General features: G+C 40.1%; 26 protein-coding genes and 1 tRNA gene. 7 read left to right on the top strand and 20 right to left on the bottom strand.

Annotation, left to right across the window (positions count from 1 at the left end; genetic code table 11):
- Positions 1–17 precede the first annotated feature (17 nt).
- Positions 18–1,358: an acetate kinase gene (locus tag Q0H92_RS01480; RefSeq protein ID WP_296011689.1), complete on the top strand. Its 1,341-nt coding sequence runs from the start codon at positions 18–20 to the stop codon at positions 1,356–1,358.
- A gap of 264 nt (positions 1,359–1,622) precedes the next feature.
- Here Q0H92_RS01480 and Q0H92_RS01475 read toward each other — a convergent pair whose 3' ends face one another.
- Genes Q0H92_RS01475 through hisD form a run of 4 tightly spaced genes read right to left on the bottom strand, consistent with a single transcriptional unit; the run spans position 1,623 to position 5,583 of the window.
- Positions 1,623–2,654: a PASTA domain-containing protein gene (locus Q0H92_RS01475; RefSeq protein WP_296010873.1), complete on the bottom strand. Its 1,032-nt coding sequence runs from the start codon at positions 2,652–2,654 to the stop codon at positions 1,623–1,625.
- A gap of 3 nt (positions 2,655–2,657) precedes the next feature.
- Positions 2,658–3,671: a methionyl-tRNA formyltransferase gene (fmt, locus tag Q0H92_RS01470; RefSeq protein WP_296010870.1), complete on the bottom strand. Its 1,014-nt coding sequence runs from the start codon at positions 3,669–3,671 to the stop codon at positions 2,658–2,660.
- A complete protein-coding gene (gene def, locus Q0H92_RS01465; RefSeq protein ID WP_296010867.1) occupies positions 3,672–4,250 on the bottom strand; it encodes a peptide deformylase in 579 nt (192 codons plus the stop codon).
- Positions 4,251–4,269: 19 nt separating this feature from the next.
- Positions 4,270–5,583 carry a histidinol dehydrogenase gene (hisD, locus tag Q0H92_RS01460; protein WP_296010865.1) on the bottom strand — a complete coding sequence of 438 codons (1,314 nt, stop codon included), beginning with the start codon at positions 5,581–5,583 and terminating at the stop codon, positions 4,270–4,272.
- Between the two features lie 191 nt (positions 5,584–5,774).
- Between hisD and Q0H92_RS01455 the strand changes: the two genes are divergently transcribed.
- Together Q0H92_RS01455 and Q0H92_RS01450 are read left to right on the top strand one after the other, a co-directional pair.
- The gene (locus Q0H92_RS01455; protein ID WP_296010862.1) at positions 5,775–6,323 is read left to right on the top strand and encodes an STAS domain-containing protein; all 549 of its coding nucleotides are present in this window, start codon (positions 5,775–5,777) and stop codon (positions 6,321–6,323) included.
- Between the two features lie 12 nt (positions 6,324–6,335).
- Positions 6,336–7,064, top strand: coding sequence for an RNA methyltransferase (locus Q0H92_RS01450; protein WP_296010860.1), 729 nt, complete (start codon positions 6,336–6,338; stop codon positions 7,062–7,064).
- Here Q0H92_RS01450 and Q0H92_RS01445 read toward each other — a convergent pair.
- The 8 genes from Q0H92_RS01445 to Q0H92_RS01410 all read right to left on the bottom strand — a co-directional run bounded on the left by Q0H92_RS01445 (position 7,051) and on the right by Q0H92_RS01410 (position 15,646).
- Positions 7,051–8,019: a sigma 54-interacting transcriptional regulator gene (locus Q0H92_RS01445; protein ID WP_296010857.1), complete on the bottom strand. Its 969-nt coding sequence runs from the start codon at positions 8,017–8,019 to the stop codon at positions 7,051–7,053. The two genes, Q0H92_RS01450 and Q0H92_RS01445, sit on opposite strands and share 14 nt — an antisense overlap.
- 99 nt (positions 8,020–8,118) lie before the next feature.
- Entirely contained in the window at positions 8,119–8,859 is a 741-nt protein-coding gene (locus Q0H92_RS01440; RefSeq protein ID WP_296010854.1) for a WecB/TagA/CpsF family glycosyltransferase, read from the bottom strand.
- Position 8,860: 1 nt separating this feature from the next.
- Positions 8,861–9,670, bottom strand: coding sequence for an RsmE family RNA methyltransferase (locus Q0H92_RS01435; RefSeq protein WP_296010852.1), 810 nt, complete (start codon positions 9,668–9,670; stop codon positions 8,861–8,863).
- Positions 9,667–11,121, bottom strand: coding sequence for a S41 family peptidase (locus Q0H92_RS01430; protein WP_296010850.1), 1,455 nt, complete (start codon positions 11,119–11,121; stop codon positions 9,667–9,669). The genes Q0H92_RS01435 and Q0H92_RS01430 overlap by 4 nt, the downstream gene beginning before the upstream one ends.
- Positions 11,122–11,459: 338 nt before the next feature.
- The gene (locus Q0H92_RS01425) at positions 11,460–12,335 is read right to left on the bottom strand and encodes an SUMF1/EgtB/PvdO family nonheme iron enzyme (protein ID WP_295799521.1); all 876 of its coding nucleotides are present in this window, start codon (positions 12,333–12,335) and stop codon (positions 11,460–11,462) included.
- Positions 12,336–12,508: 173 nt separating this feature from the next.
- The gene (locus tag Q0H92_RS01420; RefSeq protein ID WP_296010846.1) at positions 12,509–13,192 is read right to left on the bottom strand and encodes a DUF6261 family protein; all 684 of its coding nucleotides are present in this window, start codon (positions 13,190–13,192) and stop codon (positions 12,509–12,511) included.
- A 272-nt stretch (positions 13,193–13,464) separates the two neighbouring features.
- Complete coding sequence (tnpA, locus tag Q0H92_RS01415) at positions 13,465–13,926, bottom strand: IS200/IS605 family transposase (RefSeq protein WP_296010843.1); 462 nt, start codon at positions 13,924–13,926, stop codon at positions 13,465–13,467.
- Positions 13,927–14,683: 757 nt separating this feature from the next.
- Positions 14,684–15,646 (bottom strand): Hsp33 family molecular chaperone HslO, encoded by a 963-nt coding sequence (locus Q0H92_RS01410; protein WP_296010840.1) that lies wholly within the window; start codon positions 15,644–15,646, stop codon positions 14,684–14,686.
- A gap of 102 nt (positions 15,647–15,748) precedes the next feature.
- On the opposite strand from Q0H92_RS01410, the gene Q0H92_RS01405 reads away from it, so the two are divergent.
- From Q0H92_RS01405 to Q0H92_RS01390, 4 genes are read left to right on the top strand one after another with little or no spacing between them, the layout of a single operon-like run.
- Entirely contained in the window at positions 15,749–16,558 is an 810-nt protein-coding gene (locus Q0H92_RS01405; protein ID WP_295799510.1) for a hypothetical protein, read from the top strand.
- Positions 16,545–17,435: a hypothetical protein gene (locus Q0H92_RS01400; protein ID WP_296010837.1), complete on the top strand. Its 891-nt coding sequence runs from the start codon at positions 16,545–16,547 to the stop codon at positions 17,433–17,435. Before Q0H92_RS01405 ends, Q0H92_RS01400 begins: the two co-directional genes overlap by 14 nt.
- Positions 17,436–17,437: 2 nt before the next feature.
- The gene (rsmG, locus tag Q0H92_RS01395; protein ID WP_296010834.1) at positions 17,438–18,100 is read left to right on the top strand and encodes a 16S rRNA (guanine(527)-N(7))-methyltransferase RsmG; all 663 of its coding nucleotides are present in this window, start codon (positions 17,438–17,440) and stop codon (positions 18,098–18,100) included.
- Positions 18,097–19,365, top strand: coding sequence for a M48 family metallopeptidase (locus tag Q0H92_RS01390; protein WP_296010831.1), 1,269 nt, complete (start codon positions 18,097–18,099; stop codon positions 19,363–19,365). The genes rsmG and Q0H92_RS01390 overlap by 4 nt, the downstream gene beginning before the upstream one ends.
- Here the strand turns inward: Q0H92_RS01390 and Q0H92_RS01385 are convergent.
- From Q0H92_RS01385 to Q0H92_RS01350, 8 genes are all read right to left on the bottom strand, one after another.
- Positions 19,362–21,266 (bottom strand): hypothetical protein, encoded by a 1,905-nt coding sequence (locus Q0H92_RS01385; protein ID WP_296010829.1) that lies wholly within the window; start codon positions 21,264–21,266, stop codon positions 19,362–19,364. The two genes, Q0H92_RS01390 and Q0H92_RS01385, sit on opposite strands and share 4 nt — an antisense overlap.
- Positions 21,263–22,231 (bottom strand): hypothetical protein, encoded by a 969-nt coding sequence (locus Q0H92_RS01380; protein ID WP_296010826.1) that lies wholly within the window; start codon positions 22,229–22,231, stop codon positions 21,263–21,265. The genes Q0H92_RS01385 and Q0H92_RS01380 overlap by 4 nt, the downstream gene beginning before the upstream one ends.
- 57 nt (positions 22,232–22,288) lie before the next feature.
- A complete protein-coding gene (recR, locus tag Q0H92_RS01375; RefSeq protein WP_296010823.1) occupies positions 22,289–22,876 on the bottom strand; it encodes a recombination mediator RecR in 588 nt (195 codons plus the stop codon).
- Positions 22,877–22,879: 3 nt separating this feature from the next.
- On the bottom strand, positions 22,880–23,191 hold the full coding sequence (locus Q0H92_RS01370) for a YbaB/EbfC family nucleoid-associated protein (RefSeq protein ID WP_296010820.1): 312 nt from the start codon (positions 23,189–23,191) through the stop codon (positions 22,880–22,882).
- Positions 23,192–23,230: 39 nt separating this feature from the next.
- Positions 23,231–23,301 (bottom strand) — tRNA-Gly (locus Q0H92_RS01365).
- Positions 23,302–23,353: 52 nt separating this feature from the next.
- Positions 23,354–24,367 (bottom strand): LacI family DNA-binding transcriptional regulator, encoded by a 1,014-nt coding sequence (locus Q0H92_RS01360; protein WP_296010817.1) that lies wholly within the window; start codon positions 24,365–24,367, stop codon positions 23,354–23,356.
- 121 nt (positions 24,368–24,488) lie between these two features.
- Complete coding sequence (locus Q0H92_RS01355; RefSeq protein ID WP_296010814.1) at positions 24,489–26,084, bottom strand: glycoside hydrolase family 43 protein; 1,596 nt, start codon at positions 26,082–26,084, stop codon at positions 24,489–24,491.
- Between the two features lie 24 nt (positions 26,085–26,108).
- Entirely contained in the window at positions 26,109–26,948 is an 840-nt protein-coding gene (locus Q0H92_RS01350; RefSeq protein WP_296010811.1) for a carbohydrate ABC transporter permease, read from the bottom strand.
- Positions 26,949–26,950 lie beyond the last annotated feature (2 nt).

Raw genomic sequence — 26,950 nt, 5'->3', positions numbered from 1 at the left:
AGAGGCATTTTATGGCTATGGTAATTCTTACATTGAACTGCGGATCTTCTTCCGCAAAGTACCAAGTTTATGACTGGGACAACAAGGAAGTTCTGGCAAACGGTGTAGTTGAGCGCATTGGAATCGAAGGCTCATGTATCACACACAAGGCAAAAGGAAACAAGACAGAAATCAAAAGCGCCTGCCCTACGCACAAGGAAGCAATCGAGCTTATTTTGAATACAATCACAGACAAGGAAATCGGCGTTATCCCTGATATGTCTGTAATAAAAGCTGTAGGACACAGAGTGCTTCACGGCGGAGACAAATTCACAAAGTCTGTTCTTATAACTCCAGAAGTTCTTGAAACATTCCGTTCAGTTGTTGACCTTGGACCTTTGCACATGCCGGCAAACATAATGGGAATTGAAGCCGCGCAAAAAGTAATGCCGAATGTTCCGCATTGCGCTGTAATGGACACAGCATGGCATCAGACAATGCCAGAAGAAACTTTCATGTATGCAGTTCCACGCGAATGGTACACAAAGTATGCCGCGCGCCGCTACGGTTTCCACGGAACATCTTTCCTTTACACTGCAAAAAGAGCCTCAGTTCTTCTCGGAAAAGAGCCAAAGGACACAAACCTTATAATCTGCCACATTGGAAACGGTTCTTCTATGTGCGCCGTAAAAAACGGACAGTGCTACGACACTTCAATGGGAATCACACCGCTTGAAGGTCTTGTAATGGGAACAAGAAGCGGAGACGTTGACCCGGCTCTTCCATTCTACATCATGCGCAAAACAGGAATGTCCGCAGACGAAATGGACAAAGCCCTGAACAAAAAATCAGGCTGTCTTGGAATCACAGAAAAATATTCAGACCGCCGCGACATTGAAATCGCCGCAGCAAACGGAGACAAACTCTGCCAGCTTTGCATCGAAATGGAAGCTTTGCGCATAAAAAAATACGTAGGCGCATACATGGCTGAGCTTGGACACGTTGACGCAATAGTATTTACCGCCGGAGTTGGAGAGCGCGGACCTATCACACGCGGAAAATCCTTGAGCGGACTTGAAAACTACGGAATCAAAATCGACGCACAGAAAAATGAATGGTCATTCACAGGAAACGCCGAAACTTGCATTTCCGCAGATGACAGCAAGACAAAGATTTTTGTAATTCCAACAGACGAAGAGCTTGTTATGACAGAAGACGCATTCGCCCTTATGCAAGGAACTTATGACGTTCACACAAACTTCACTTACAGCTTCCAGTCGCCGGACTATGTAAACAAAGCGCGTGAGGAAGGACTTAAAGGCGATCTTGTAAAACGCCCGAACATTGCAAAAGTAATCGCGCGTCCTCCAAAGAAATAAGGCTGAAAAAAAAGCTGCAAGCATAAAAAAGTGCGTCCCAAAAGTTAAAGATAATTTTTGGCGGCGCGCTTTTTTTTTACAGAAATTTCATATTTTTTTAGGAAACAAGTCAAAAGTCAGTGAGGTTTTGGTCAAAACTCAGTAACTTTTGGGTGAAAAGTCAGTAACTTTTAAACGAAAACTCACTGACTTTTGAGTGAAACCTCAGAGAGTTTTGACCGAATTTTTGTGAAAAAAACAAAGACACAGAAACGCAAAAAAATTTTATTCCACAACAACCTTCGCGTATTCTTCATCAAGAACATACAAAATCAGCGTTGTGTTTTTCTTTACATCATAAGGAACTGTAAAATGTTTTCCCGGATGACAGAATTCAGCAAGAGTAACAAGCTTTCCGTTCTGATCCTGGGAATCAAGTTTTACAGGAACAGGATATGGATACTCTGGAAGCTCCGCGGAAAAAATGCCCTGCGCGTTTTTTGCTTTTTCAGATGCTGGCAAAACTTTCAACGTGGCTTTTACCCTTGAAAAAAGTTCAACCTGACTTGAAGGCTTTTCTTCATCAGAAATAATTCCGTCCGCAGGGCTTTTTGAATCTTCTTCAACTTCAAAGTCAAAAACAACTTTATATTCGCCAAGTTTTGAAAGAAGCTGCTTTATAGAAAGTCCTTCAATGTTGGGAACTTCTGTTTTTGGAATTTCTGTTCCGCTGCTTACAACAAACTGAAGCTTGATTTTTTCTGAAACTGGAGTTCCGGCTTCTGGATATTGCGCAAGAATTGTTCCGGCTGGAAGCTCGCTTTTTTGGTAAACTGGAGGCGGAAGCTGCACAAGAGAATCGTCTCCGCTGAACAAAAGCTCCAAAGTATTCAAAACTTCGTCAACATTTTTTCCAGAATAATCTTCTATATAATCAATTGGAATTCCGCGGCTCACAGTCAAATTCACTCTGCGGTAGGCTTTTACAATCGCCCCGGAAACTGGATTCTGCTCCAGAATAGTTCCTTTGTCGCCCGGAAGCTCTGAATATTTAAGAAGAATTTTTGGGTAAAGCTCTTTCGCCTGAAGTTCCAAAAGCGCGTCTGTAAGGCTTTTTCCTGTAACATCCGGCACAAGAACTTTTTCCGCGCCCTGAACCGCCATAAAAAAAACAGCAAGGCAGGAAGCCGCCATTATAACAAAAGCAAGAAGAATTGTTATTACAACAGTTTTTCCGCCGTCCCTTAAATCGTCAAGCCGGCCGTTAAATTGAACTCTTGCCTTTTGAAGAATGTCCTTGAATTTATTTTTCTTCATCATTTACTCCAAAACAGTGCCTATAAAATTTCTGGCTCCGTTCATAAAAGATTTATAGTCCATGGCTTTTTTTGCCTGCCACTGAAGCTCTGTAGCAATCAAAACTCCGCTTCCTGTCTGAATAAGAATTCCGCGCTGCTTGTTGTACTCAAGAACTGTTCCCGGAACTGCCGAAGTGTTCTTTACAACTGAAGGATCTTGAGCCGCAACTTTGCTTGCCGCCCGCGCCTTTAAAATTCTAAGCTGAAGATTTCCAGAAGTTGTAAAGCAGCCCGGCCAAGGCGTATAGGCTCTTATCTGCGCATCGATTTTTTCCGCGCTGTTGTTCCAGTTTATTTTTCCGTCTTCCTTTTTTATTATTGAGCAATAAGAAGCTTTTCCTTCCTGCGGAAACGAATCCGGGAGCTTTCCAGTTTTTGCAATTTTGCGCAAAATTTGAGTTATATTCATTCCGCCGTAAAGCGCGCTGTTCTTTAAAACCTGCTCGGCTGTTTCTGTTCCGGTCAAGCGTTCTTTCTGCTGATACAGAATGTCGCCTTCATCCATGCCCAAAGCCATCTTCTGAATTGAAAAGCCTGTTTCGTCATCGCAGTTTAGAATCGCGGCATTTACAGGAGTTGCACCCCGATATTTTGGTAGCAATGACGGATGAAGATTTATTCCGCCGAATTTAAACAAAGAAAAAAACTTAGGACCAAGAATATGTCCATAGGCAAAGCAGACAAAAATATCAGGCTCAAGGCTTGCGATTTGCTCGCGTTCAAGCTGCTTTATATGTTCTGGAGAAAAAACCGCGACATTGTCATTTCTTGCCCGGTTCCAGATAAGCGCGTACTGCTCAACTTCTGTCGGAATAAGCTCCTTGTGCCTGCCTTGCGCAGACGGAGGATTTGTAAGAACTCCGACAATTTTATATTCTTCTTCCGGCACTGAATTTGACATTGCGCTGTCTTTTAAAATAAGCTCCAGTGCTTTTGCCGCACAAGCCGGACTTCCGCCAAACAAAACTTTCAGCATTTATTTTCCTTTCTTTGCATTTTTAGCCGCAAGTTTTGCTTCAAGGCTGCGTTTTTTTGCTTCTTTTTCCGCAAGCTTTTTCTGAGCGCGCTCCGCCTTTTTCTTAAAAAGCTCTACGGTTTTGTTTTTAAATTCCTCGTCGCCTCTGTCAATGTAAAGAATTCCGTCCAGATGGTCATTTTCATGCTGAATAATTCTCGCAAGAAGTCCGTCAGCATCATCTAGAACAAAGCGTTTTCCATTTTCATCAATTGCGCTGACAGAAATCTTTACAGGGCGGACAATCTTTTCAGACACGCCAGGAAGAGAAAGACAGCCTTCTTCATATTCAGAATTTTCCGCGGAAGTTTTTATGATTTCAGGATTGATAAAAACACGGCGCACATTGTCATCTGAAATAACTACAAAAAATCTTTTTGAAATTCCAACTTGAGGAGCGGCAAGACCAACGCCATCCGCGCTAATCATTGTTTCAAACATTTCATTTAAAGTGGCTCGAAGCTCGTCGTTTATTTCATTGAGTTCAACAGGAACACATTTTTGTCTTAAGACATCTTCGCCAAGTTTACATATTCGCATTTTTTCCAGCCTTAAAATTTTATTCAAGTCTTAATCTTGCCGCCTTTGCATGAGCCGCAAGTCCTTCCGCATCTCCCAAGTATCCGGCAGATTCCGCGGATTTTTTTGCGCCGGATTTTGTATTGTCTGTGCGCAAAGTTGTAACAGTTTTTATAAATGAACGGACGCTTAATCCGCCTGTAAATCTTGCGCTTCCAGAAGTCGGCAATGTGTGGTTCAAGCCCGCGGCGTAATCCCCGAAAACTTCCGCAGCACCGTGTCCAATAAAAAGCGAGCCGTAATTATGAACCAGCGACTGAATCTTTTCACGCTCAAGGCTAGAATCAAGCGCAAGTTCCAAATGCTCCGGGGCTTTTTTGTTTGCAAGTTCCGCAGCCTGCTCAAGATTTTCAGTAACGATTATTCGCCCAAAAGTATTTATGCTTTGTTCCGCAGTCGCTTTTGTAGGCAAAGATTCAAGCTGCTTTTCAATTTCCTTGGAAACTTTTTCAGCAAGCTCCAGACTGTCTGTTGCCATTACAGGCTGAGCCACAACATCATGTTCCGCCTGCGCCAAAAGATCCGCCGCAACCCAAACAGGATTCGCAGTTTTGTCGGCAATTATAAAAACTTCTGTAGGGCCTGCAATCATGTCGATTCCAACAGTTCCGTAAACAAGCCTTTTTGCTTCCGCAACATATTTATTTCCCGGACCGACAATAACATCTACGGCAGGAATTGATTCCGTGCCAAAAGCCATCGCCGCAATCGCCTGAGAACCGCCGCAAGCAAACACTTTTTTTATTCCGCAAATATAAGCCGCCGCCATTATGTTTTCATCAGCATAAGATTCGCCGCTTCCATCCGGATTTTTCCGCGGAGGAGTGCAAAGAATAATTTCGTTTACACCAGCAGCAATTGCAGGAGAACTTGTCATTACAACAGTTGAAACAAGCGGAAATCTTCCTGCAGGAACATAAAGTCCGGCTTTTTCAACAGGAATATTTTTCTGGCCTGTAAAAATTCCCGGCTCAAGCTCAATTTCAAAGTCGTCAAAAGATTCTCTTTGTTTCTTTGCAAAACGCACAGCCAAATCCCTAGAATAGCAAAGAGAATCATAAAGCTTAGGATTTTCGGACTGCATTTTTTCCGCGGCGGCTTTTAAAGTTTCCTCTGGAATTTTTAAATTATGCGGAGAAGCCAAATCGAATTTTTTGCTGTATTCGCGCAAGGCTTCGTCTTTTCTTAGCTTTACATTTCTTAAAATATCGCGGACTGACTCTATGGATTCTCCAAAATTGCGAGTGCAAAAAAACTCTTCTTCAACTTCGTCAGCTTTCTGAATTCTTATCATTAAAATAGCCTCCTCTCCATTTTTAGCTGCTTTCATACTGATTCAAAATCAAGCCTAAAAATAGAATTCAATTATATCAAAAAGACGTGAACTTTACAATTAAGGCAAAATCCGCGGCGCAATTTGACAGCTAGCGAAATTCGATATAGTATTTGAGTATCTCTAAAAATATGTTTTCTGGAGCGCATAACATGGATAACAACGACTTGGTGCCAGGCTTTAATGACGAAAAAGACGGAAGCCTTGAAATTTTCCTTAGCAAAATTGAAGGAACCTCAAATTCTATCCTTGTAACGCTTAGCGGATACATCGATACATACAATTCAGATTATTTTCAAAAGCAAACGGCAAAAATTATTTCAGCCGGATTTAAGAACATTGTTTTTAACTGCCAGAATCTGACTTACGTTTCTTCGACTGGAATCGGCTCGCTCACTTCAATTGAAAAAAATGCAAAATCAAACGGCGGCGAAATTGTTTTTACAGGAGTTCAGCCAAAAGTCTTTGAAGTTTTCCAGCTCTTGGGATTCAGCCAGGTTTTCAATATGAAAGAATCCGTAGAAGAAGCAGAAGATTATTTGAAAAAAGAAAAGGACGGCAATGATTCCACATTCCCGAAAATCTTTGAATGCCCAGTTTGCTCCAAAAAACTAAAAGCCGTAAAAAGCGGACGTTTCAGATGCTCCGACTGCAAAGCGATTATCGTAATAGACCAGAACGGAAATGTTTTTTTAGGCTAGCCACTTGATTTTATGAATTTAGACAATATCGTTATAGTTTTATCGCGCCCGGAAGAACCTAGGAACATTGGAGCTGCTTGCAGGGCAATGGCAAACAACGGAATCCATAAACTGCGGATTGTAGGAAAAAAAGAAGAAATCGACTTGGAAAAAGTCCACGTTCTTGCAATTCATGCGTCATATATTTTTGACAATGCCGAATATTTTTCTTCAATAACCGAAGCCTGCTCCGACTGTGTCTGCTCATGCGGAACAACCCGCCGGAGAGGAAAAAAGCGCAAAGGCAAGCTTCTTTTGCCGGAAGAATTTGCAAAAGTAGCCAATAGAATTTCAGGAACAGAAAATAAAGGCGGAAAAGTCGCAGTTGTGTTTGGCAACGAAAGAACCGGACTTGACGACACCGAAATCCTTGAATGCGAAATGGGCGTTACAATTCCTTCAAGCGAAGAATTCGGCTCGCTGAATTTAAGCCATGCCGTGCAGATTATGTGCTACATTTTGTTCCGCTACAATGAAAAAAACAAAATCGGCTACACGCCAATAGATTCAAAAAGACTGAAAAAAACTGTAACAACAATCGCAGACAATCTTCAGAAAATCGGATTTTTTTCTGTTACAGGCCGCAAAGACATGGAAATTTTCTGGCGCGATATTTTGTCCCGCTCAGCATTAAGCGAAGGCGAAGCGCAATATATAGAAAAAATATTCGACAAAGCGGCAGGACTTTCTAAAAAAAGATAATATCATCAGCAAAGAGAATTTCTTTTTTTGCGCTGACACAAGAACGCTCAATGCAGTTTTTCAGCTGCCTGATATTTCCCGGCCAAGAAAAATCCAGAAGCTTTTTAATTGCGCAGGCAGAAAGTTTCTTTCCAAACACAGAAGCGCAGTCCTCCGCAATTTTTACAAGCTCGTCTTTGCGTTCTCTTAGCGGCGGAACATTTATAACCAGAACGCTGATTCTGTAAAAAAGCTGCTTTTTAAAAAGATTTTTTTCCACAAGCTCTGAAATTTTTGAATCAGTTGCAAAAATAAGACGCGCATCAAGACTAATTTTTTTGCTGCTTCCTACTTTGCTGAATTCCCTTGAATCCAAAACTCCAAGAAATTTTCCTTGGCTTTCAAGGCTAAGTTCGCAAATTTCGTCAATGAAAAGAGTTCCGTTAGAAGCCTCTTCAAAAATTCCAGAATTTTCTTCCGCTCCAGTAAAAGAGCCTTTTATAGAACCAAAAAGCGAACTTTCAATTAAATTCGGGTTTATTTCAGCAAGATTAAAAGAAGTGAATTTATTGTTTTTTCTTATTGAATTTTCATGGATAAAACGGGCAGTGTGATTTTTTCCAGAACCGCTTTCGCCGAGCAGCAAAACTGTGGAATCGCTCTTGCAGGCAATTTCAATCTGCGCTTTAAATCCAAGGCACAAATTATTTTCCGCGCAAATACATTCGGGAGGTTTTTCGGCGCAAAACAAATCTTTGCCGGACGAAGAAACTTTGCCTTTCAGTTTTACAAGCGCAGAAACATATTTCAGGCAGTCGGATTCTTTAAAGCAAACAAAAACAGGACGCTCAAGCGTGTTCTTAAAAAATTTAGAAATGTAGGAAGATTCATTGGAAGAAAAGCAAGAGCCGTCTATTAAAACTGCCAGAACTAAAAAAAATTCCGGGCGGATAAAAGAAATTTCTCCTGTTTGCACGCAAAAGAAATCAAAGTCCCGGTCAAAAACAACTTTACAAAAAGAAATAAATTCTTTTCTACTTGAAACTATTAAAATTCTCTCCCTTGGCAAAAGCCTCTAATCCTTTTTAAAAAGTTTTGTCCAGACAAGAAGAATTATATACCACAAGAATGGAAAAATCAAAAAAATTCTAAGCGGATTTCTGATAATTTCGCCCCAAATTTCGTGTCCTTTTTCAAAAGTTTTTGGATTTACGCGCTTGATTCTTTTGCTCAAAATTCCAACTGCGTCCCGGTAATATAAAAAAATTCCAGAGGAAAATCTTTCTTTATTTGAATAGCTCCAAAAATCTTTCTTTTTAATTCCTTCGCTCACAAGAACCAAAGACGGAGACGCTTTTGAAATCGCCTGAATAATATTTTCCTCGTCCTGCTTCTGATAATAGCCAACGCACCTTCCCACAATCTGAAGTCCGCGGAAAGTAGAACGCATATTTTTTTCCGCAGCGGCAAGAGCTTTTTTCCTTCCGCCGAAAATATAAAACGACTTGTAGCGGCTTTCAAGAATAGAAAGAATGCTTATAAACGCGTCAAATGGATTATGCCTGAAAGGAACTGTCTTGTTAAGAAACTTTGCCCCGGACAAAATGCTCTTTGAAATAGGAAGAATCAAGTCGGCATTTCTTATGCTTTCCGCATACTCATTTTTACGCCGGATTTTCATAAAGTCCCAGATTGTTATAAATGAAATTTGAGAAGGACCTTTTTTTTCCAAAAGCTGCAAAATCTTTTCTTCCAAATCCTGCTTAGAACAAACGTCCACAGGAACTCCGAGTAGTTCTATACGTTGAACCGCCATTTTATTCTCCACTTAAAACAGTCTGCAAAGCCGCAATTCCGTACAAAGAAGCAGTTTCGCATCTCAATATATTTGTATCAAAATGCACGGGAATAAATCCGCTTTCTTTCATAATGCTGATTTCCTGCACAGAAATTCCGCCTTCCGCGCCAACCGCAACTGCAATTTTCGCATTTTCTTTTTTTATAACATCGGCATTTTTTAGCGCATTATAAATGCTCTTTGTTCCGTCGCTGCGCTCATAAAGAACAACCGCCGTTTTATGTTCCGCCTGCAAATTTCTCCAAAATGTGCAAGCCGCCTCCACCGAAACCGAAGAAAAAACTTTTGTTTCAACAGGAGAACCGCTCTGCTGTCTTGCTTCCGTTATAATTCTTTGCCAGCGTTCATCTTTTGATTCGGACTTTTTCCGCGCGGACTCAATGTTTCCTTTTTGGCAGAATTCACCTTCCAATGGAATTATTCCGCAGATTCCGCATTCCGTAGCCTGCCTTATAATCAAATCCATTTTCGGAGGCTTTGCTTCAAACTGAAAAAGATAAATTTCCGCCTTGGGCTTTTCCAAAACAGGAACTGCTTGCGAGATGGAATCGTTGCAATTTAAATTTCCTGCCGCCTGAAGAATTATTTTTTTTTCACAAGAATCTATTTTTGCAACAGTCATCTGCTGAAGCGAACTGTCCAAAAGCCTTGCATAAATCATGTCGCCGCATTTAACTCTTAAAACAGAACTAAGATAATGATATTTTTTTCCTTCGATGCAAATGCAGCCATCAGAGCCAAGCGGACTTTCTACAATAAATTGCCTCATTGTTCCTGCTGTTCTTTTAAAGTTTTTGTTGAAGCCATAAGTTCCGCAAAGTTTCCGCCCTTTATAACTTCGATTGCCGCCTTAAGCTGGCTGTCATAGTCAAGATCGTAAAGGCGCGGAGAACGTGTCCTGTCAAGCTCGTTGCGTATCATTTTTCTAAGAATGCGCTCTTCAAGCTTGTATTTTTTCTGCAAGGTTTTTGCATAGGAAGCAATTTCCGCTTCTGTCATATCCTGATGAGAATCAACGTAATCTGCAATTGCGCCCGATTCCTCAAGAGCATGCCAATCCTCTTCCTCTTCTTTTGTAAATTCCGGGTAAAGAACTTCCAAATCCGGCTTGATTCCAATCTTGTCAATATTTGTGTCGCTCGGAGAATAATATTTTGCCACGGTGATTTTAAATCCGTCGTTGTTTACAAGTCCGCGCGGAACTTGAACGCTTCCTTTGCCAAATGATTTTTCGCCTACAAGATACGCAGTCTTTGTGTCTTTTAAAGCTCCGCTTAATATTTCGCTTGCGCTTGCAGTCGCCCTGTTTATAAGAACAACAATCGGAATGCCGCGCACAACAGTTTTTCTTTTTACAGCATGATAAACCGCATTTTCGTAAGCAAGACGGCTTTTTGTGGAAACAATTATGCCTTCATCAATAAATTTATCCGCAATATCCACCGCGCTGTCCAAAAGTCCGCCGCCATTGTTCCGCAAGTCTATAACAAGTCCGTTAAACGAAGCTTCCTTGAATGAATCCAAAGCTTCCTGAACTTTTGCGGCAGTGTTCACAGAAAATTCTGTAAGACGCAAATAGCCGATTTTTTCGCCTTCAATCATTCCGTATTTTACAGACGGATTTTGGATAACAGCACGCACAAGAGTCCGCTCAAATTCAAGAGTATTTCTTCTGCGGATTTTTACAGTAACACTTTCACCGACAGTTCCGCGCAGCATACTCAAAACTTCATCCATTGTAATCGTAGAAGTGTCCACGCCGTCAACTTCAATAATCAAGTCTCCTGACTGAATTCCAGCTTTTGCGCCCGGAGTATTTTCTATAGGCTCGGCAACTTCAACATAAGCCGGCTTTTCTTCCGTGGAAACAAGAGGCTTTGTTATGGAAAGTCCAACGCCGCCAAAGTTTCCAACAGTCGTGTCGGTAAGGCTTCTCCATTCAGACTGCGCCATATAAACTGAATAAGGGTCGTCAAGCGCGCCCAGCATTCCCTTTAACGCGCCTTCATACAAAATCTGCGGGTCAACTTCCTCCACATAATTCTGCTGAATAAAATAATAAAGCTGATCTATAACCTTAAGAAACTGACGCTGCTTTGCTGAATCTATGTCTGAGCTTGAAGAATTAGACTGGGAAAAACACTGTGAAGCAAAAATAGAAAACAATATAAACGCTGAAAAAATCCGCGTAGCCTTTAATAATTTCTTTGCGATTTTCATTGCTCCATTTTAAGCCCTTTTAAGGCACTGTTCAAGGGCATATTTATATTGAATAAAAAACTGCTTTTTTAAACTAATAATAGACTTTAACTAAAAGCTGATATATAATAAGAACAATATTTTTATTGCTTTAAAGATGTTTTCACTGTCGTTGCGGGTGGGCTTCGGCAGTTTTTTTTGTTTTAAATTGAAATAAATAAAGAAAACAAAAAAGCCGGTTAGAATCTCTAGCCGACTTTTTTAATAAAGTATTTTTATGTCATTGCCAGCGGATTATCGGGTTAAGCCCGATAATGACAACTCTTGCTAAATAATCTCGCTTACAGAACTAGTCAACGTTATTTTGCGTTGCGAACAACGCGGAAGGTACAGCGGCCTATGGAGAGTTTACCGTTGTCGTAGCCAAGGTCGGCAACACTCGCATACCGGGCTTCGCCAAAAAGGTATATCGAATTTTCGTCATAGAGATTACAAAAATTTCTGTCATGGAACGAAACACCGCCGTGTAGCCAGCAATAACGATTCCGATCCTTGACTGAGATTGCCGTGTCGCTTGATACCCATTTGCTGTCCCAGCACCATTCCCAAAGGATTCCGCACATGTCGTAAAGTCCGTAACCGTTTGCCTTTTTGGTCTTTACATTTCTTGTTTTGAGAGAATTTGTACACCATGCAACTTCGTTTATGTCATTGCTTCCGGCATAGGTGTAGCTTTCACCGCCACGCGCTGCCCATTCCCATTCAGCCTCTGTCGGCAGGCGGTATCCGTTTGCTGAAAAGTCACACGTTACAATCTCTATTCTTCTCTTTTTCGCATATACATTCCCTGGAGCTAGCTCTCCGTCAAATAAATAGCAAGGAGTTAAGTTTTCTTTTAGAGAGCGTAAGTTGCAGTACGTAAGCGCCTCATACAAGCTGACATTGTTTACAGGGTTGTTTTTTCCATTCATCTCGTGAGTCTTGGCAGTACTTGGGTCCCGGCCTAACATGACAGCCTTGTACTCTCCGCGTGTTACAGGATGGTCACACATGTAGAACGAGGCGATTTCAAACTTACGTCCTTCTTCGAATGTAACTGAACGCGGAGTCCATTTTTCTGTTCCGTCAATTGAAACGGCAGGAATTTTTACAAATCCTTTTGGAATTTTCTCGCTGTAGCCAGAAACTGCAAGCCACATTGCCGCAAGCACGGCAAAAACCTTTGATTTTTTCATTTTTTTACTCCTATAAAAAATCTATTTAGAGATTGCCGTATCAAGCACGGCAATCTGTTGTAAAATTTCAATAGATTATCGGGCCAAGCCCGATAATGACAGAATCGTTATGTCATTCCCATCTTAAATACGGCAATGGCATTTAGAACTTATTAGAAAAACTCTATCTTCTCCTATTTTCCACGGCGCAAGACAATTTCGTTTACGCGCTTTATTTCGCCTTCCGCTTTTGTTGCAAAGTCTGCGTACACTGCGCTGTTTGCCATTTGCATTGCTGTAATATACGGAATGAGCTTGTCGTTTATTAAAGAAAGAAGAGGCTTTTTTAGCGACGAGGCGCTTTCTGTTTTTACTGCAGAAGCCGCGTTGTATTCATCGCTTGCCTTTGCAAATGAATCCTGCGCAGAGCGGATTTGCTCCAAGATTTCCTTTATTCCGTCGAGCGCGCCAACCGTTTCTTCTTCCTTGGAAAAATCTTCCAGCAGGCTTTCAATGAGCGAAGATTCGCTTACATAGTTTGCCGTTGTGATTGATTTTCCGTACTTGTCAAAAACAGCCTTGAGTTTTTGCGCCGCCTCTTTTTTTGCCGCAACTGGAAAAACCTCATATCCGTCCAAAAGCGTCGAAAGATTTTTTACAGCCTCATCTCGCACACCGTCAGCCTCTTCAAGACTGCTTAAAACCTTGTCCTGCTTGATTGCAGTTGTAATCGCAACAGAAAGCTTTTCAACCTCAGCCATCACGCCTTTCAAAAACGCATCTGAAGAAACGCCCTCATCCGCCTTGTAAAGCCGCACAAGCGCATCGCTAAGCCCGTCAACTTCTGTTACGCGAACCTTAGAAATTACCTTATTCATTCAACCTCCAACTCCGACTCTAAAGCCGGCAATTTTTATTTATTACTGTCATTTTGAGTCTGCTCCGAAAATCCAGCTATATATTCCTGTCATTTTCGGGCTTGACCCGGAAATCTGCTGAAAATTTCCAATCACAAACCACCCGTCAAACGGGTGGTTTGCACTTAGCCTATAAGGCTAGGGTCTCAAGCTGAGACTTAAGTCCCAAGCTTTCACATACGTTCAAGCCTATTGCAGCTTGTCACTCACAGGCTCTTAAAGAGCCTTTGGTACTACTTACTACCCTTAAAAGGGTCTTCGTATTCTTTTTCACTAACTTTGTCCATCGCAATATCATGAGATTCTTGTTCGCGGATATACTTTGCAATTGTAGCTTCATTCAAGCCAACTGTGCTTACGTAATATCCTTCTGCCCAGAAATGGCGGTTCCCGAACTTATATTTCAGGTTTGCGTGCCTGTCGAATATCATCAGGCTGCTCTTGCCTTTCAGGTATCCCATGAATTGCGACACGCTGTACTTGGGTGGTATGCTCACTAGCATATGGATATGGTCGCTCATCAGATGCCCTTCTATGATTTCCACGCCTTTGTAGTTGCACAGCTGCCGCAGTATTTTCCCTATGCTTTCCTTGTACTGTCCGTATATTGCTTTTCTTCTGTATTTTGGTGTAAATACTATGTGGTATTTGCAAAGCCATTTTGTATGGCTCAGCGAGTCTCTTATATTTGCCATTCTGCTTTCCTCCTTGGTGTTTTGCAATAGACTTGAACAATCTTATTGTACACCTTCGGGGAAAGCTTTTTTGCTGTAAGCTTCTGCCGCGCACCCGCATAGCGGGTGGTTGTCTGTGAAAATATTCCGCTTCGCTTCATATTTTCACCGGCTCACGAGCCGTAATCGGGATTGCCGCGTCGCAGCACGGGAATGACATTTCATGTTTACTGCGGAATTATTCCGAAGGCACTAGACAAAGCCTCCTCGCGGAATTTTTCCGAAACCTTCCTAGACAAAAAAGCTGCATTCGGAAAAATTCCGTTTAAACGCAAAAAGACCGCCATGCCCTGAAAAAATTTCTTTTCCCAAGACACAACGGCCTTTTGCTTTTTATATAATCGTCTAAAGACAGTATTGCTATTCTGAGTTCTGAGTTCTGAGTTCTGAGTTCTGAGTTCTGAGTTCTGAGTTCTGACAAGATTATGGGCATAAACTCTCCTGTGTCAAGTATTTAACTTAGGGCAAACACATTATAAAACTAAAGTTTGCGCGAAGGAACGGTTTCTGGGGCAAAAACACTCTGATTGTTGCGACCGCGTGAGCGGGCAATTCTATAGTTACTTTGCAACAATCAGCGTGTAGCGCATTATTGCGCGATTTTGAACCACGAAACCGTGTCTGGGAGCCAGTTTTATGCTGAATACATTTATAATGCGTTTGCCCTGGTATTTAGCTACGCTAATTTATTATAGATTCATTTTATAAATAAATCCAGTTAAATCTCGCTTACAGGGATTTCGTAGACGCTTCCGCAGTTACGGCAGACAATTTCAAGCGGATCAGGGCCGTTTTGCTTTATGTCGGCAAGCTCATTCTTTGGAAGTGTCTTTAAGTAGCCGATATATTTTTCCTTGCTGCACGGACAGTCAAAAATGATGTCGCGCTGAACTGCAATCGCAGGCTCAAACTCGCGGAAAAGTCCATGCACAATGTCTTCTGCCTTGCCTTTTTCAGAAAACCACTTGCCAAGCGAAGGACAGGCAGAAAAAGCGTTTTCAATTTTTTCTATCAGCTCTTCGTCAACTTTCTGGTCTGCGCCGCTTGCTGTGTTAGAACCGGCATCTTTTGTTCCGCCAGTTTCAGGCATAACTTGAACAAACATTCCGCCTGCGCCCATTACACGTCCGTTTTTGTCCATAAAGATGCTTGTGTTGAACGCCGTACGAATCTGGTCAGACTGCTGAAAAAACCAAGCCAAATCCTTAGTGATGTTTTTATAAAGAATTTCCACAGAGCTTGTTTGCGCAGCTTTGTCGCCCGGATGAACTTTTGACATTGTCATTGTTCCTTCCCCAAGAAAAGGACTTAAATCCCAGCTTTCCAAAGGCTTTTCCACAGGAATATGGTTTTCGTACAAAAATCCGCGGACATAGCCAGAAGAATCAGCTTCAACAGAAAATCCTTTTGCAGGACCGTTTGTGTCGTAATGCCAAGTAAGATGCTCCTTTCCTTTCATCGTGGGAATCATAAGAGCGGCACAGATTGAAGCCTGTCCCAAAACCATTGTCTCAAGAATTCCAAGGTTGTGCTGAGCGCGAAGCTGATTTACAAAACGCGTTCCATGAAAAAGCGCGCCTCTTGCCCGTCCGTCCGCCATGACAAAAATAGAAAGTCCGTCCTTTTCAAGTGAATCAATGTGGCTGTTCAGCTCGTTATCGTTTATCTGTGCTTTTATCATAAAATATATAATAGTAAGAAACAGAATTTATGTAAACTAAAATCAGCGGCAATTATTTTATGAATTGAACTGACGGCTCATTTGCATTAAAATACAAAATCTATGGACAACGAATCAATTAAAAATATGCTTTTGGACATTCAGCCTTCAAATCTTGAATTCACAGTAACAATGACAGGCAAGGAAAGCAGCCGGGTAAACGGACTTTACAAGCCGGAAACAAGAGAAATCCTTCTTCACAACAAAAATTTCAAGACAGAAAACGAGCTTGTCTACACAGCAATCCACGAATACACACATCATCTTATAAATGAAGAGCAGATAGAACTTTCAGGCGGAAAAAATCCTCCTATAAAATCAAAAAGCCACACAAACTATTTCTGGGCAAAATTCCACGCGCTTTTGGACATTGCGGAAGAAAAAAATTACTATAAATTGGACGTTTCACTTTCCCCGGAACTTGAGCAGCTTACAAAAGAAATCCGCGAAAAATATATTGAGCCAAACGGACACATAATGCATGAGCTTGGAAGAAGCCTTGTAAAAGCCCATGCGCTTTGCGAGCAGGCAAACATCCGCTACGAAGACTACTTGGACAGAATTCTTCAGATTCCGCGGACAACGGCAAAGAGCGCTTCAAAAGTCGGCTTGCTCCCAGATGAAGATTCTGCGCTCGGATTCGACAACATGAAAATTGTAGCAGCTTGCAAAAAACCTGACGAAAAAGCAAAGGCTGTGGAAGCAATCAAAAGCGGAAAAAGCCCGGACAGCGTAATTGCCATGATGAAGAAAAAGGCAAAAGAAATCGATCCAAAAGAAAAGCTTGAAAAAGAGCGCGACAGGCTCACAAAAACAATAAATGAGCTTACACATCGCCTGGAATTTGTGGAGGAAAGCCTTGCGAATCTATAAAAAAGTTTTTTTTCTTTCTTTAACCGCCGCCACACTTTTTAATGCAAGCGCGCAAAGCACATCGTTCAGCTCCATTACATCTCCTTCCATGCCAACAGTTTCTTCCCCGGAAATTGGCAACGGCTTTTATTCTCCCGGCTCAGTTTTAAAGCCTGAATACAGCAAAAACACAAGCCAAAGCGATTCAAGCCAGACAGAAAAGTCAAAATCAGAAAATAAAAATTCAGAATCTTCAAATGCAAAAAACGAGATGCAAAAAAAGATTTTATCCGCGCTGACTGCAAAAGATATTTCACTTTTAAATGAACAGGGATTTTCAAGCGACATAAATTCCATGATATTTTCACTTTCATCATCAGACAACTCGCAGGAAACAAAAATTCTTTTAAATAAAATTCTTGCTGAAATAGAAAAAATCAAAGACGATTCAGATAAGGAAAACGAAAAGAAAAAATCTCCCGAAGTTTCAGCAGCTTCTACAAAAGAAGAAAAACTGCCGGAAAAAGCCAAGGCACGGCTTCTTAGATTCAGCGTAAACGGCTACGACATTTTAAGAACTTGCCGCAAAATTTATATTTCAGAAGTGCAGCTGGACGGAACTTTTTTAGTTACAGGCGACAGAGTTTATTCAAGCGACGGAAAAAACAGAGCTGAAACTTTCCACATTTTATTTAAAAGTTCTCCAAGCGAAAACGGAAACTCAAACTACAAAGCCACGGCAAATGTAACGCAAGACTACCTGAATGAAAATTCATTTTTATATCAGCTTTCCAAATTTGAAAGTCTTCCTGCAATGCGGGTTGGAAACTTTGTTTCGATGCGCACAGAAGAGCCAAATTGGAAGCTGGAACTTTTAATTGACCTTGGAGAAAAATAAGCGTGAACGAAAAACTTAACGAAGGCTTAAAAAAACTTGGACTGGAATTTTCACAAAATCAAATCGACCAAATTGAAACTTACATTTCATGCGTTCTTGAATTCAACAAGACTTACAATCTTATGAAAGCGGATTCCGCAGACGAGCTTAAGGTAAATCACATTCTTGACAGTCTTGCGGCGGCTCCAAGCATTGCTTCTTTCATTCAAAAAATTCAAGAGAAAAAAAATATCGCTTCACTGCAAATTGCAGATATTGGTTCTGGCGGCGGATGTCCTGGAATTCCTTTGGCAGTGGCATTTCCTGAGCAAAACTTTACGCTTGTTGAACGCATGGAAAAACGATGCGGATTTTTGGAAAGCGCAATTTGCAAAATGAATCTTTCAAATGTAAAAGTAAACTGCATTCAGGCAGACTTAATAAAGCCGGAATCTTTTGACATTGAAGTGTTCCGTGCGTTTCATCCGTTTGATTCAAAAAATACAAAACTGCTTTTAAGAATGCTCAAAAAAGGCGGAATTCTTGTGGCATACAAAGCAAGAGCAGAAAAAATTTCTGCAGAAATGGAGTCTGTAAAATTCCTTGTTCCGTCGTATAAAAAAATAAAACTGGAAGTTCCTTTTTTGGAAGACCATGAAAGAAATCTTGTTGTGGTGGAAAAATGATTTTTAATTCATCTGTTTTTTTTATTTTATTTTTAGCAGGAACTGTTTTTGATTTTGCATTAAATCAGTTTCTTGAAACTTCGGATTTCTTTTACAGAAAAAAGCACGGAAAGCAAATTCCAGAGCGGCTAAAAGATTTTGTAAATGCCCAGGAACTCGAGAAAACCTGCGCTTATGAAGACGCAAAATATTTTGTTTGGATTCCTTCAAACATTTTGAATTTTATTTTAAAGCTTGCTCTTGTTCTGTCAGGATTCTATGTTTTTCTTTATGAAAATTTCTACAATTTTACAGCAAACGTTTTTGCAACAGTGATTCTTTTTTCTATTGTTTCTGGAATTCCATCTTTTATTGTAAACCTGCCATTTTCACTTTACAGAGAATTCCGCATAGAAAAAAAATTCGGATTCAGCAACATGAATTTAAAAATGTGGATTCTGGACTTTGTGAAGTCTACAGTTTTATCCGCAGTAATAACAATTCCTATTCTGTGCGCCGCTGTTGCCCTTATAGTTTGCTTTAACAAAATATGGTGGCTTTTGTTTGCCATAGTTTACCTTGCTTTTTCACTTGGAATAAGCTACATATATCCAGTTCTGATTGCGCCGATTTTCAACAAATTTTTACCTCTTGAGGAAGGCGAAATAAAAGAGCGGATTGAAAAACTTTTTGCAAAAACTGGATTCAAGACTTCTGGAATTTTTACAATGGACGCTTCAAGGCGAAGCAACCACAGCAACGCGTATTTTACAGGCTTTGGAAAAAACAAGAGAATTGTCTTGTACGACACGCTCATAAAACAGCTTGAGCCTTCAGAAATTGAAGCGGTTCTTGGACATGAGCTTGGGCACTGCAAAAAACATCATATTGCAAAAAGAATGATTGTAATGATTCCACTTGTATTTGTTTCATTGCTGGCGGCAAGTTTAATCGCAAAACTTCCTTCCCTTTATTCAGCATTCGGATACGAGCCGCTGGAAAATGCTACGCCTTACATTCAGCCTTTGGGACTTTTGTTTATAGGATTAGTCTTTGAAGGCTACGGAAATATTGTTTCACTTGTTTCTAATTTCTTCAGCAGAAAAGATGAGTTTCAGGCAGACGCTTATTCAAAAGAAATGTGCGGAACTTCCCAGCCGTTAATCAGCGCGCTCATAAAGCTGAACAAAGAAAATCTTTCTGAACTTGAGCCGCCAAAAATCTATTCAATGTTCAACTACAGCCATCCGCCTTTAATGGAAAGAATAAAAGCTTTGGAAAACTAAGCCTTGCGCGAAAGAAACAAAACTGAAGCTGCAAAAAACACAAGCACATAAAAAGCTGCAGCCGCAAAAACAGCGTTTGTTCCTAAAAGTCCGACCAAAACATAGCTAAGCATATTGAAAAAGTAAAGCGCAATGTTAAAGGCAACAATCATCATAAAGCCCAAAACAGGAATAAGAAGAGTCCACTTGAATTTAAAAATTTCATCTGGATTCTCAATTCTGTAGTTCCAGCCAATGCACGCGCAAAAAACAAACATTATCAGCATTATAAAAGGAAAAGTTCCACGCTGAACAAGATTCTGCGCAAAAACTTCCTGCGAAAAACCATATCCAGAAGCTCTAGGCAAAAGTTTAAACAAAACAGGAAGCGGCATTTCGTTTGCCCCGGAAGCCGCCGCGTTTATAAGATTGAAATCAGAAAACTGCATCGGCAAAATCATTGATGAAGCCTTTTTTATGTTCAAAGGAATTCTTTCTGCGGAACGCTCTTTTTTCCGTGAGTTTTCAATTCCAAGATTCTGCGCATCAAACTCTGAAAGTCCCGTCGGCTCATAAGAATAAACCGGGCGCGAAACCAAGCCTTCTGTATTTCGGTCTACAGACTGAAGAATAACAAACGGAACATATTCCCACTTTTTTTCAATTCCCAAAAGCACAAGATTTTCCTCGCCGAATTCAGAAACAGGCTGGGCAACGGCTTTTGCAAACGGAACAAAAAATGAATAGACAAATTTTCCGTTTTCATCGTAATGCACAACGTTGAAATTTTCCATGTAGCGGACAAGGCTGCCTTCTTTTTTTATGTCCATCGCATTCGAAATGTAAAAAACATTTTTTGAGCCGTCAGGATAATCAAGTGAAAAATAAATTTTATGGCTGTCGGAAAGTTCTTCTATATATTTTGTTTCGTCAAAAAAGAAATACTGATTTTCCAAATCTTCTTCTGAAAGCGCAAGAAATTTCTTTACGTCAGGATCGTTGGCAGCCTGAACATAATTGTTTTTTAAGCCAAGAAAAGTGTAATACGCCTTTAAAAAATCTCCGCGAGAAAAAGCAACGTAACCATCTTTTTTTATCTTGTAATAATTCCGTTCCGCAGAATTATCAAATTCAACTGGAAGGCTCAGCATTTTCCAGGCATAGTTTGATTTTTCAACTGCCGCATCAAGATTTGTGTTTTTTCCGTCGCAAGCTTCAACTGCAAGATTCGCCCAATAATGAGCGTCGAACCACTGCTTTTTTTGCGCAGCGGAATCAGACTTTTCCAAAAGCTCCAAAATTGTGTGGCCTTTGTCTTTTACATGAAGCGGCTTCTGAACTTTTTCTGCGGCAGGCGAATTTTTCTTTCCGTGCATTTCATTGTCAATAAGAAGATCAGCGGAATCTTCGGCAAGCTTTAAAACTCTTTTTGCATCCGCATCTTTTGACGAAAGTTCCACTGCTTTTTTTGCATATTGAAGCGCAAGAATCGGCTGGTTCTGCTCCAAAAAATGTCCGGCAATAGAAATCGCATCAGCAAAATCCGACGGAGCTTCTTTTATAAAATCGATTTTACGTTTTGCAGACGGCTTGAAAATTTCTTCATTAAGCGAAAGAAAAAGAATAAACGCAAGCGACGAAAACAAAACAAGCTTGAATCTTGAAAACATCGCAGGAGAAAATCTTGAGCGGCAGTTTCCAGTCTTTTTCTGCCAAAGAACTGCGCAAGAAACCGTAAATCCGCTTAAAAGAATTCCCGGAAGACAAACTAAAAAAATATAAAGTCCGTAATAAAAAACAAAAGATTTTTCTGTTCCGATTATCAAAGATTCAGGACGCGGAATAAAAAAAACAGAAATCAAAAGGCAAAGACCGAAAATAATTGCCGTGTATATTCCGGTAATAAAAATAACTTTTTTCATAAGTCATCTCCGTAGTAAGCTGGCTCTGGCGAATTTTCATTTACAAGTCTTGAAATCAGCCACAAAACAAATGCCGCAGCAAAAATAAAAATATTTATAACGCAAACTAAAAATGATTTTACTGGAACTGATTTTATCAATACCGGAATTTTCTGAAACAAAGAATCGTTTGCGCCCAAAATAAAAAAGTTCAAAAAGAAAACAAAAATGTAGTCCATTAAAATAAAGAGCACATTTACAAGTCGCCAAGCAGAAATATTTTTTATCCAGGCAACAGAAGCAAAAGCCAAAATAATTGAAGAAAAAATTATCCAGGAAACAAAATTTTCAGAGCATCTTGAATATGAAGCTTCCGTAAATTTTTGAAAATACTTTAAAATCTGTTTTAAAAGAACCGGCACTTCAACTGTATTTTTTATAAGCGGATCTGAAAATTCATCTTGAAAAATTTCAGGCTTTTCCGAGCTGAATGTAAAAACATTGCCGTTTGACTTTGACTTGTCAATACAAATTCCAGAAGCATTGTTTTCTGAGTCAACTTCTGAATAATACAAAACATAGCGGTTGTCTTGCGAAGTTCTAAAATATCCAGGCGAAAGAGAAACTGCGGTTTGCTTTTCTTTATTTTTATAAACTGAAATTTCAAGCTTTTCTTTTAACGCCGGAAGAAAAAAAATCCAAAGGCACAAATGCAAAACCATGCAGACAAGAACTGAATACCAAGGAATTTCTTTATGCCGAATTAAATAGAAAGAAATAAAAACAGGACACAACGAAAGCACAGCCGGCAAAACTTCAAAAATTCCCTGTAAAAAAAATCCTGAACTAAATGCGGAAAATTTCTGCCCGGCAACAAGAACCGTGCAAAGCGAATAAGTCATATAAAGAAATGCGCCAGTACAAAGCCCAAGCATAACAATAGCAATGTAGGCGGCAAAAATTTTTATGGAACAAATAAATTTCATATATATTTAGAGAATAACACGGATAACTGATAAAATCAAACCAGAAGAGCCGTTATGCTAAATTTTAACGCGTCCCTGAAAACTTCTTGCCAATGTGAGCCTGTCCGCATATTCCAAGTCGCCGCCAGCCGGAAGCCCTGAAGCAAGCCGCGTAACAACAACTTGAGTGTCCTGCAAAACACGCTGAATAAAAAGAGCAGTCGTGTCGCCTTCCACAGTCGGATTTGTTGCAATAATAACTTCTTTTATAACGCCAAGTTTTACACGTTCGAGCAGCTGGGAAATTCTAAGCTTGTCTGGTGTAATTCCTTCAAGCGGCGAAATGACTCCGCCCAAAACATGAAATAATCCGTGGAATTCATGCGAACTTTCGATTGTTGCAACATCTTGAGGCTGCTCAACAACGCAAAGAATTGTTTTATCCCTTGCAATGTCAGAGCAAATAGGGCAGGGGTCTTCTTCTGTCCAGGCGCCGCAAATGGAGCAAGGTTTTATTCTTTCCTGCAACGACAAAATTTGATTTGAAAAACGGATATTAAAAGAATTGTCAGTTTTTAAAAGATGGCTTGCAATTCTAGCCGCGGATTTTTTTCCGATTCCAGGAAGCCTTGAAAAACTTTCTGTCAACTCGTCAAGAGCGTTCATTTTTTACGCGCCCATTCCCGGAATATTCATTCCTGCCACCATAGGTCCAAGCTGATTTTTTATTTCATCCTGAATTTTTTCAAGGGCGGCATGATGAGCGGCTTTTATCAAATCCTGAAGCATAGGAACATCTCTGTTGTCAACGCAGATTGGGTCAAGTTTTATATCCACAAGCTCAAATTTTCCGTTTACAGTAACTTGCACCATGTTTCCGCCAGAAGAACCTTCAGCCTCAAGTTCTGAAAGTTTTTCCTGCGCCGCCTTAAGCTGGCTCTGCATTCCCGCAAGATTTTTTACCATATCAAAAGGATTCATTGTTTTCTCCAGAAAAGTCTTTGTATTATGCTTAAAAACAGCGGTCAACGGGAATCGAACCCGCCTATCAGGCTTGGGAAGCCTGTGTAATACCGATATACGATAACCGCAAGCCATAAAAGAATAATGTTATTCCGCTATTTTTTCAACACCCGGAAAATGCTAAAGTTTTTTCACGGAATTTCTTTCTATAAATTCAGCTGGCACACGGACACATTCGCACACTGGAATTCCAACAAGGCGGTTCATAAGAATTTCTGCGGAAAGCTCGCCGATTGTTTTTATATCTTGCCTGAATGTTGTCAAAGGCGGAGAATAAAATTCGGAAATCATTTCATCATCAAAACCAATAAAAGAAATGTCTTCTGGTATTCTTTTTCCAATTGATTTTACATATTCCATTGCACCAACCGCCATATTGTCATTTGCAACAAAAACTGCGCTAATATCGTCATGCCGCTCAAGAAGCTCTTTCATAGCATCATGACTTTCTGCCCGCGACCATTTATGACAAAATTTCACATAAGATTCATCATATTTCAGACCAAAATCTCTAAAGGCATTTTTTAATCCTTCCAAGCGATCAATTGCAGCCATATTATATTGCGAATAAGTTCCGCCGATATAAGCAATTTTTTTGTGTCCATTTTCAATAAAATATGAAGCGGCTTTATATCCGGAATCTACATTTGCAGTTACAACAGTTGGAACTCCTGGAATTATAAAGTTTGTCGAAACACAAGGAATGCCGGATTCTGCAAGCTCCATAATTTCACTATCCGCGCTGACTGGATTTATAATTCCGACCGCATCTACATTTCTGTGATAGCAATGCTCAACATAAGATTTTTTTTCTCCAATTGGAGCATGGGAAATAAAAAGCAAATCATATCCGGCAAACTCAAAACCTTCCCTGAATTTATTAAGAATTTTTCCAAACAAAGGGTGGTCAAAACCTCTTTGCATATCGGCATCTTCATAAATTATTCCTATTAGAAAGGATTTTTTTGTAGTAAGAGTGCGGGCTGTTATATTTGGACGATAGCCTAGTTCTTTGGCCGCATCAAGAATTTTTTTTCTAGTTGAATCGCTTAAGCCACCAGTTTTATTAAGAGCCTTGGAAACTGTAGGAGCGGAATAACCTGTTTTTGAAGCAATATCGTAAATTGTAACCATAAAATTTTCCGCCTCCGCCTGAACTACGATTTATAATCTTAATCTAGGATGAACAGAAATTTCAAGATTTTTACAAATAAATTTTTGTTTACCCTAATTCAAACAAAGACGGAAAATACGTTTAATCAAGTTTCTTGTAGGAAAAATATTCAAAGTCCGCAAATTTCTTATAGGAAATCAAGTCAGCGCAATACATTCCAACAAATGCTCCTGTAAATCCTTGCGTTCCATATTCATCAGAAAGTTTGCTTGCATCTATAAGCGGACGAATCTGCCTAAAATTTTTTCCATCCTGCGACCAATAGAAAAATCCAGTTTTCTTGTGAACTTCAAGCCTTATCCAGACAGGTTTTTCTTCATCAAGCTGGCATTCCATTTCACGGAAAAATCCTTCCGGCATAATGGACATAACCTGAATAACTTTTCCTTTTTGCTCATCTTGGGTTACAACGCAAAGATACTGGGACTTTTCATCATAACGGTAAACCATTCCTGCAAAATGCTGAAAATTTTCCGGACTGAATTCCATTTTAGTTTCTGCGACAAAATCAAAATCAGTCTGCCGGCGCGCTAAAAGACTTTGCTCAAAGCAAGAATTTGGAGACTGTCCTCCGTGAATTCTTAAAAATCCCGGACGTTCTGAAATTGAAAATCTTTTGTCATCAAAAGGAATTCTCAAAGTTTTAAATTCCGCTAGAAAATCCTTGTTTTTAAATTCATATTTTTCAGCAACATGGGCAACACCGCAGCCAGAAGCAATAATTCCGCGTCCTTTTACTTCTATATAATCAGGCGGACAATTCTTTAAAGTTCCATCAGGCTGCTTTACCCAAGGCCAGCCATCTTTCCATTCAAGTTCTGCAATTCCAGTTTCTCGTCCAAGAACACAACGCTCAGTTCCTTCAAGAGGACGTCCGCAAAGATAAACAAGATAATCTTTTTTTCCGTCTGGAGACTTGCACCAAGAGCCATGCCCGGCTCTTTTTATTTTGCAGTCGTAGCCATAAGAAGTAATCAACGGATTTGCAGGATGAACTTCATAAGGTCCGAATAAATTTTTTGACCTTGCGCAAGTAATTGCGTGTTCATAGCTAGTTCCGCCTTCCGCGCAAACAAGATAATACCATCCGTCGCACTTATAAAGATGCGGACCTTCCACAAGTCCAATATCTGTTCCCAGAAAAATTTTATGAACTTTTCCAACAAGTTTTTTTGCCTTGCAGTCATATTCCTGAACAAGAATTCCAGAAAACTGGCGCGGACCTTGCTGCCTGTAATCCCATTCCATGTTTACAAACCATTTTCTTCCATCGTCATCATGGAACAACGAAGCATCAAATCCAGAGGCATTCATAAAAATCGGATCAGACCAAGGACCTTCAATCGATTCAGCGGTAGTCAAAAAATTCGGACAATCTTTCCAAGGACCGTCATTCCAGCTTCTTACATTTGTAAAAACAAGATAAAAAATTCCATCAGAATACGAAAGGCACGGAGCCCAAATTCCACACGAAGCTTTGTTTCCCGCCATATCCAAAAGACGTTTTTCAGAAAGCGGAGAAGGCACAGGAGTCCACGTCTTCATATCTTTAGAACGATGCAGCTCAACTCCCGGAAACCATTCAAATGTAGAATTCGCAATAAAACATTCACCGTCCGCATTTACAATTGAAGGGTCAGCATGAAACCCGGAAAGAATAGGATTATAGATTTTCATAATGAATTTACCTCTGTCTTTATTTTACTCTTTTACGCTTCCCATTGTAATTCCAGAAATAATATACCTTGACATAAACGCATAGAATATAAGAATCGGAATCAGCGAAACTGCGACTCCAAGATAAATTGAACCATATTCTGTACGGTAAATATCGCCGCGCAAAGACTGAACGAGCATCGGCAAAGTATATTTATCCTGATCAGAAAGAAGGACAAACGGTGTCATAAAATTGTTCCAAGAAGCAACAAAAGAGAAAATGCTCTGCGCCGCAATTGCCGGAGTCAAAATCGGGAGCATTATCGTGTTGAAAATTCTAAATTCACCAGCTCCATCTATTCTTCCGGCATCAATAAGCTCAAATGAAAGAATCGATTCCATATACTGACGCAAAAACAGAACAGTTCCAGCAGAAGCAATTGAAGGAACAATCAGCGGAATAAAGCTGTTTGTAAGATGAATTTTCGCCATAAACTGATAGAATCCAATAAATGAAAGAGTTCCAGGAATCATAATTACAACAAGAATAAATCCCCAAAGCAAATTTCTTCCCTTAAATTTATAAACTTGAATTCCATAAGCTGTCAATGTAGAAAAATAAACTCCAAGCACAGTTGAAAAAATCGCAATAACCGCGCTGTTTCCAAATCCGCGCCAGATTTTAAAAGAACGGCTTGTAAGGTTTTTCCAGTTTTGCAAAGTATTAGTTCCTGGCAAAAGAGAAATTCCAGAGTTAATCTGCGCATTCGTTCTTGTTGCGTTTACAAGCATAAGGTAAATCGGAATAACTGCAAGCAACGCAAAGAAAATCATCAGCACATATAAAATAGTTCTTTTTAATGAAAGTTCGGATCTATATTTCATAG

It is taken from the genome of uncultured Treponema sp., from assembly GCF_934725225.1.
Classification (GTDB): domain Bacteria; phylum Spirochaetota; class Spirochaetia; order Treponematales; family Treponemataceae; genus Treponema_D.
The sequence above is the reverse complement of the archived record's forward strand: the minus strand, read 5'-3'. Positions and strand labels throughout refer to the sequence as shown.

What these genes read in the sequence shown, in the direction of transcription:
- Q0H92_RS01480 (WP_296011689.1), top strand. Translation starts at nt 18, where the DNA reads ATGGTAATTCTTACATTGAACTGCGGATCTTCTTCCGCAAAGTACCAA.
- Q0H92_RS01475 (WP_296010873.1), bottom strand. Translation starts at nt 2,654, where the DNA reads ATGAAGAAAAATAAATTCAAGGACATTCTTCAAAAGGCAAGAGTTCAA.
- fmt (WP_296010870.1), bottom strand. Translation starts at nt 3,671, where the DNA reads ATGCTGAAAGTTTTGTTTGGCGGAAGTCCGGCTTGTGCGGCAAAAGCA.
- def (WP_296010867.1), bottom strand. Translation starts at nt 4,250, where the DNA reads ATGCGAATATGTAAACTTGGCGAAGATGTCTTAAGACAAAAATGTGTT.
- hisD (WP_296010865.1), bottom strand. Translation starts at nt 5,583, where the DNA reads ATGATAAGAATTCAGAAAGCTGACGAAGTTGAAGAAGAGTTTTTTTGC.
- Q0H92_RS01455 (WP_296010862.1), top strand. Translation starts at nt 5,775, where the DNA reads ATGGATAACAACGACTTGGTGCCAGGCTTTAATGACGAAAAAGACGGA.
- Q0H92_RS01450 (WP_296010860.1), top strand. Translation starts at nt 6,336, where the DNA reads ATGAATTTAGACAATATCGTTATAGTTTTATCGCGCCCGGAAGAACCT.
- Q0H92_RS01440 (WP_296010854.1), bottom strand. Translation starts at nt 8,859, where the DNA reads ATGGCGGTTCAACGTATAGAACTACTCGGAGTTCCTGTGGACGTTTGT.
- Q0H92_RS01435 (WP_296010852.1), bottom strand. Translation starts at nt 9,670, where the DNA reads ATGAGGCAATTTATTGTAGAAAGTCCGCTTGGCTCTGATGGCTGCATT.
- Q0H92_RS01430 (WP_296010850.1), bottom strand. Translation starts at nt 11,121, where the DNA reads ATGAAAATCGCAAAGAAATTATTAAAGGCTACGCGGATTTTTTCAGCG.
- Q0H92_RS01425 (WP_295799521.1), bottom strand. Translation starts at nt 12,335, where the DNA reads ATGAAAAAATCAAAGGTTTTTGCCGTGCTTGCGGCAATGTGGCTTGCA.
- Q0H92_RS01420 (WP_296010846.1), bottom strand. Translation starts at nt 13,192, where the DNA reads ATGAATAAGGTAATTTCTAAGGTTCGCGTAACAGAAGTTGACGGGCTT.
- tnpA (WP_296010843.1), bottom strand. Translation starts at nt 13,926, where the DNA reads ATGGCAAATATAAGAGACTCGCTGAGCCATACAAAATGGCTTTGCAAA.
- Q0H92_RS01410 (WP_296010840.1), bottom strand. Translation starts at nt 15,646, where the DNA reads ATGATAAAAGCACAGATAAACGATAACGAGCTGAACAGCCACATTGAT.
- Q0H92_RS01405 (WP_295799510.1), top strand. Translation starts at nt 15,749, where the DNA reads ATGGACAACGAATCAATTAAAAATATGCTTTTGGACATTCAGCCTTCA.
- Q0H92_RS01390 (WP_296010831.1), top strand. Translation starts at nt 18,097, where the DNA reads ATGATTTTTAATTCATCTGTTTTTTTTATTTTATTTTTAGCAGGAACT.
- Q0H92_RS01385 (WP_296010829.1), bottom strand. Translation starts at nt 21,266, where the DNA reads ATGAAAAAAGTTATTTTTATTACCGGAATATACACGGCAATTATTTTC.
- Q0H92_RS01380 (WP_296010826.1), bottom strand. Translation starts at nt 22,231, where the DNA reads ATGAAATTTATTTGTTCCATAAAAATTTTTGCCGCCTACATTGCTATT.
- recR (WP_296010823.1), bottom strand. Translation starts at nt 22,876, where the DNA reads ATGAACGCTCTTGACGAGTTGACAGAAAGTTTTTCAAGGCTTCCTGGA.
- Q0H92_RS01370 (WP_296010820.1), bottom strand. Translation starts at nt 23,191, where the DNA reads ATGAATCCTTTTGATATGGTAAAAAATCTTGCGGGAATGCAGAGCCAG.
- Q0H92_RS01360 (WP_296010817.1), bottom strand. Translation starts at nt 24,367, where the DNA reads ATGGTTACAATTTACGATATTGCTTCAAAAACAGGTTATTCCGCTCCT.
- Q0H92_RS01355 (WP_296010814.1), bottom strand. Translation starts at nt 26,084, where the DNA reads ATGAAAATCTATAATCCTATTCTTTCCGGGTTTCATGCTGACCCTTCA.
- Q0H92_RS01350 (WP_296010811.1), bottom strand. Translation starts at nt 26,948, where the DNA reads ATGAAATATAGATCCGAACTTTCATTAAAAAGAACTATTTTATATGTG.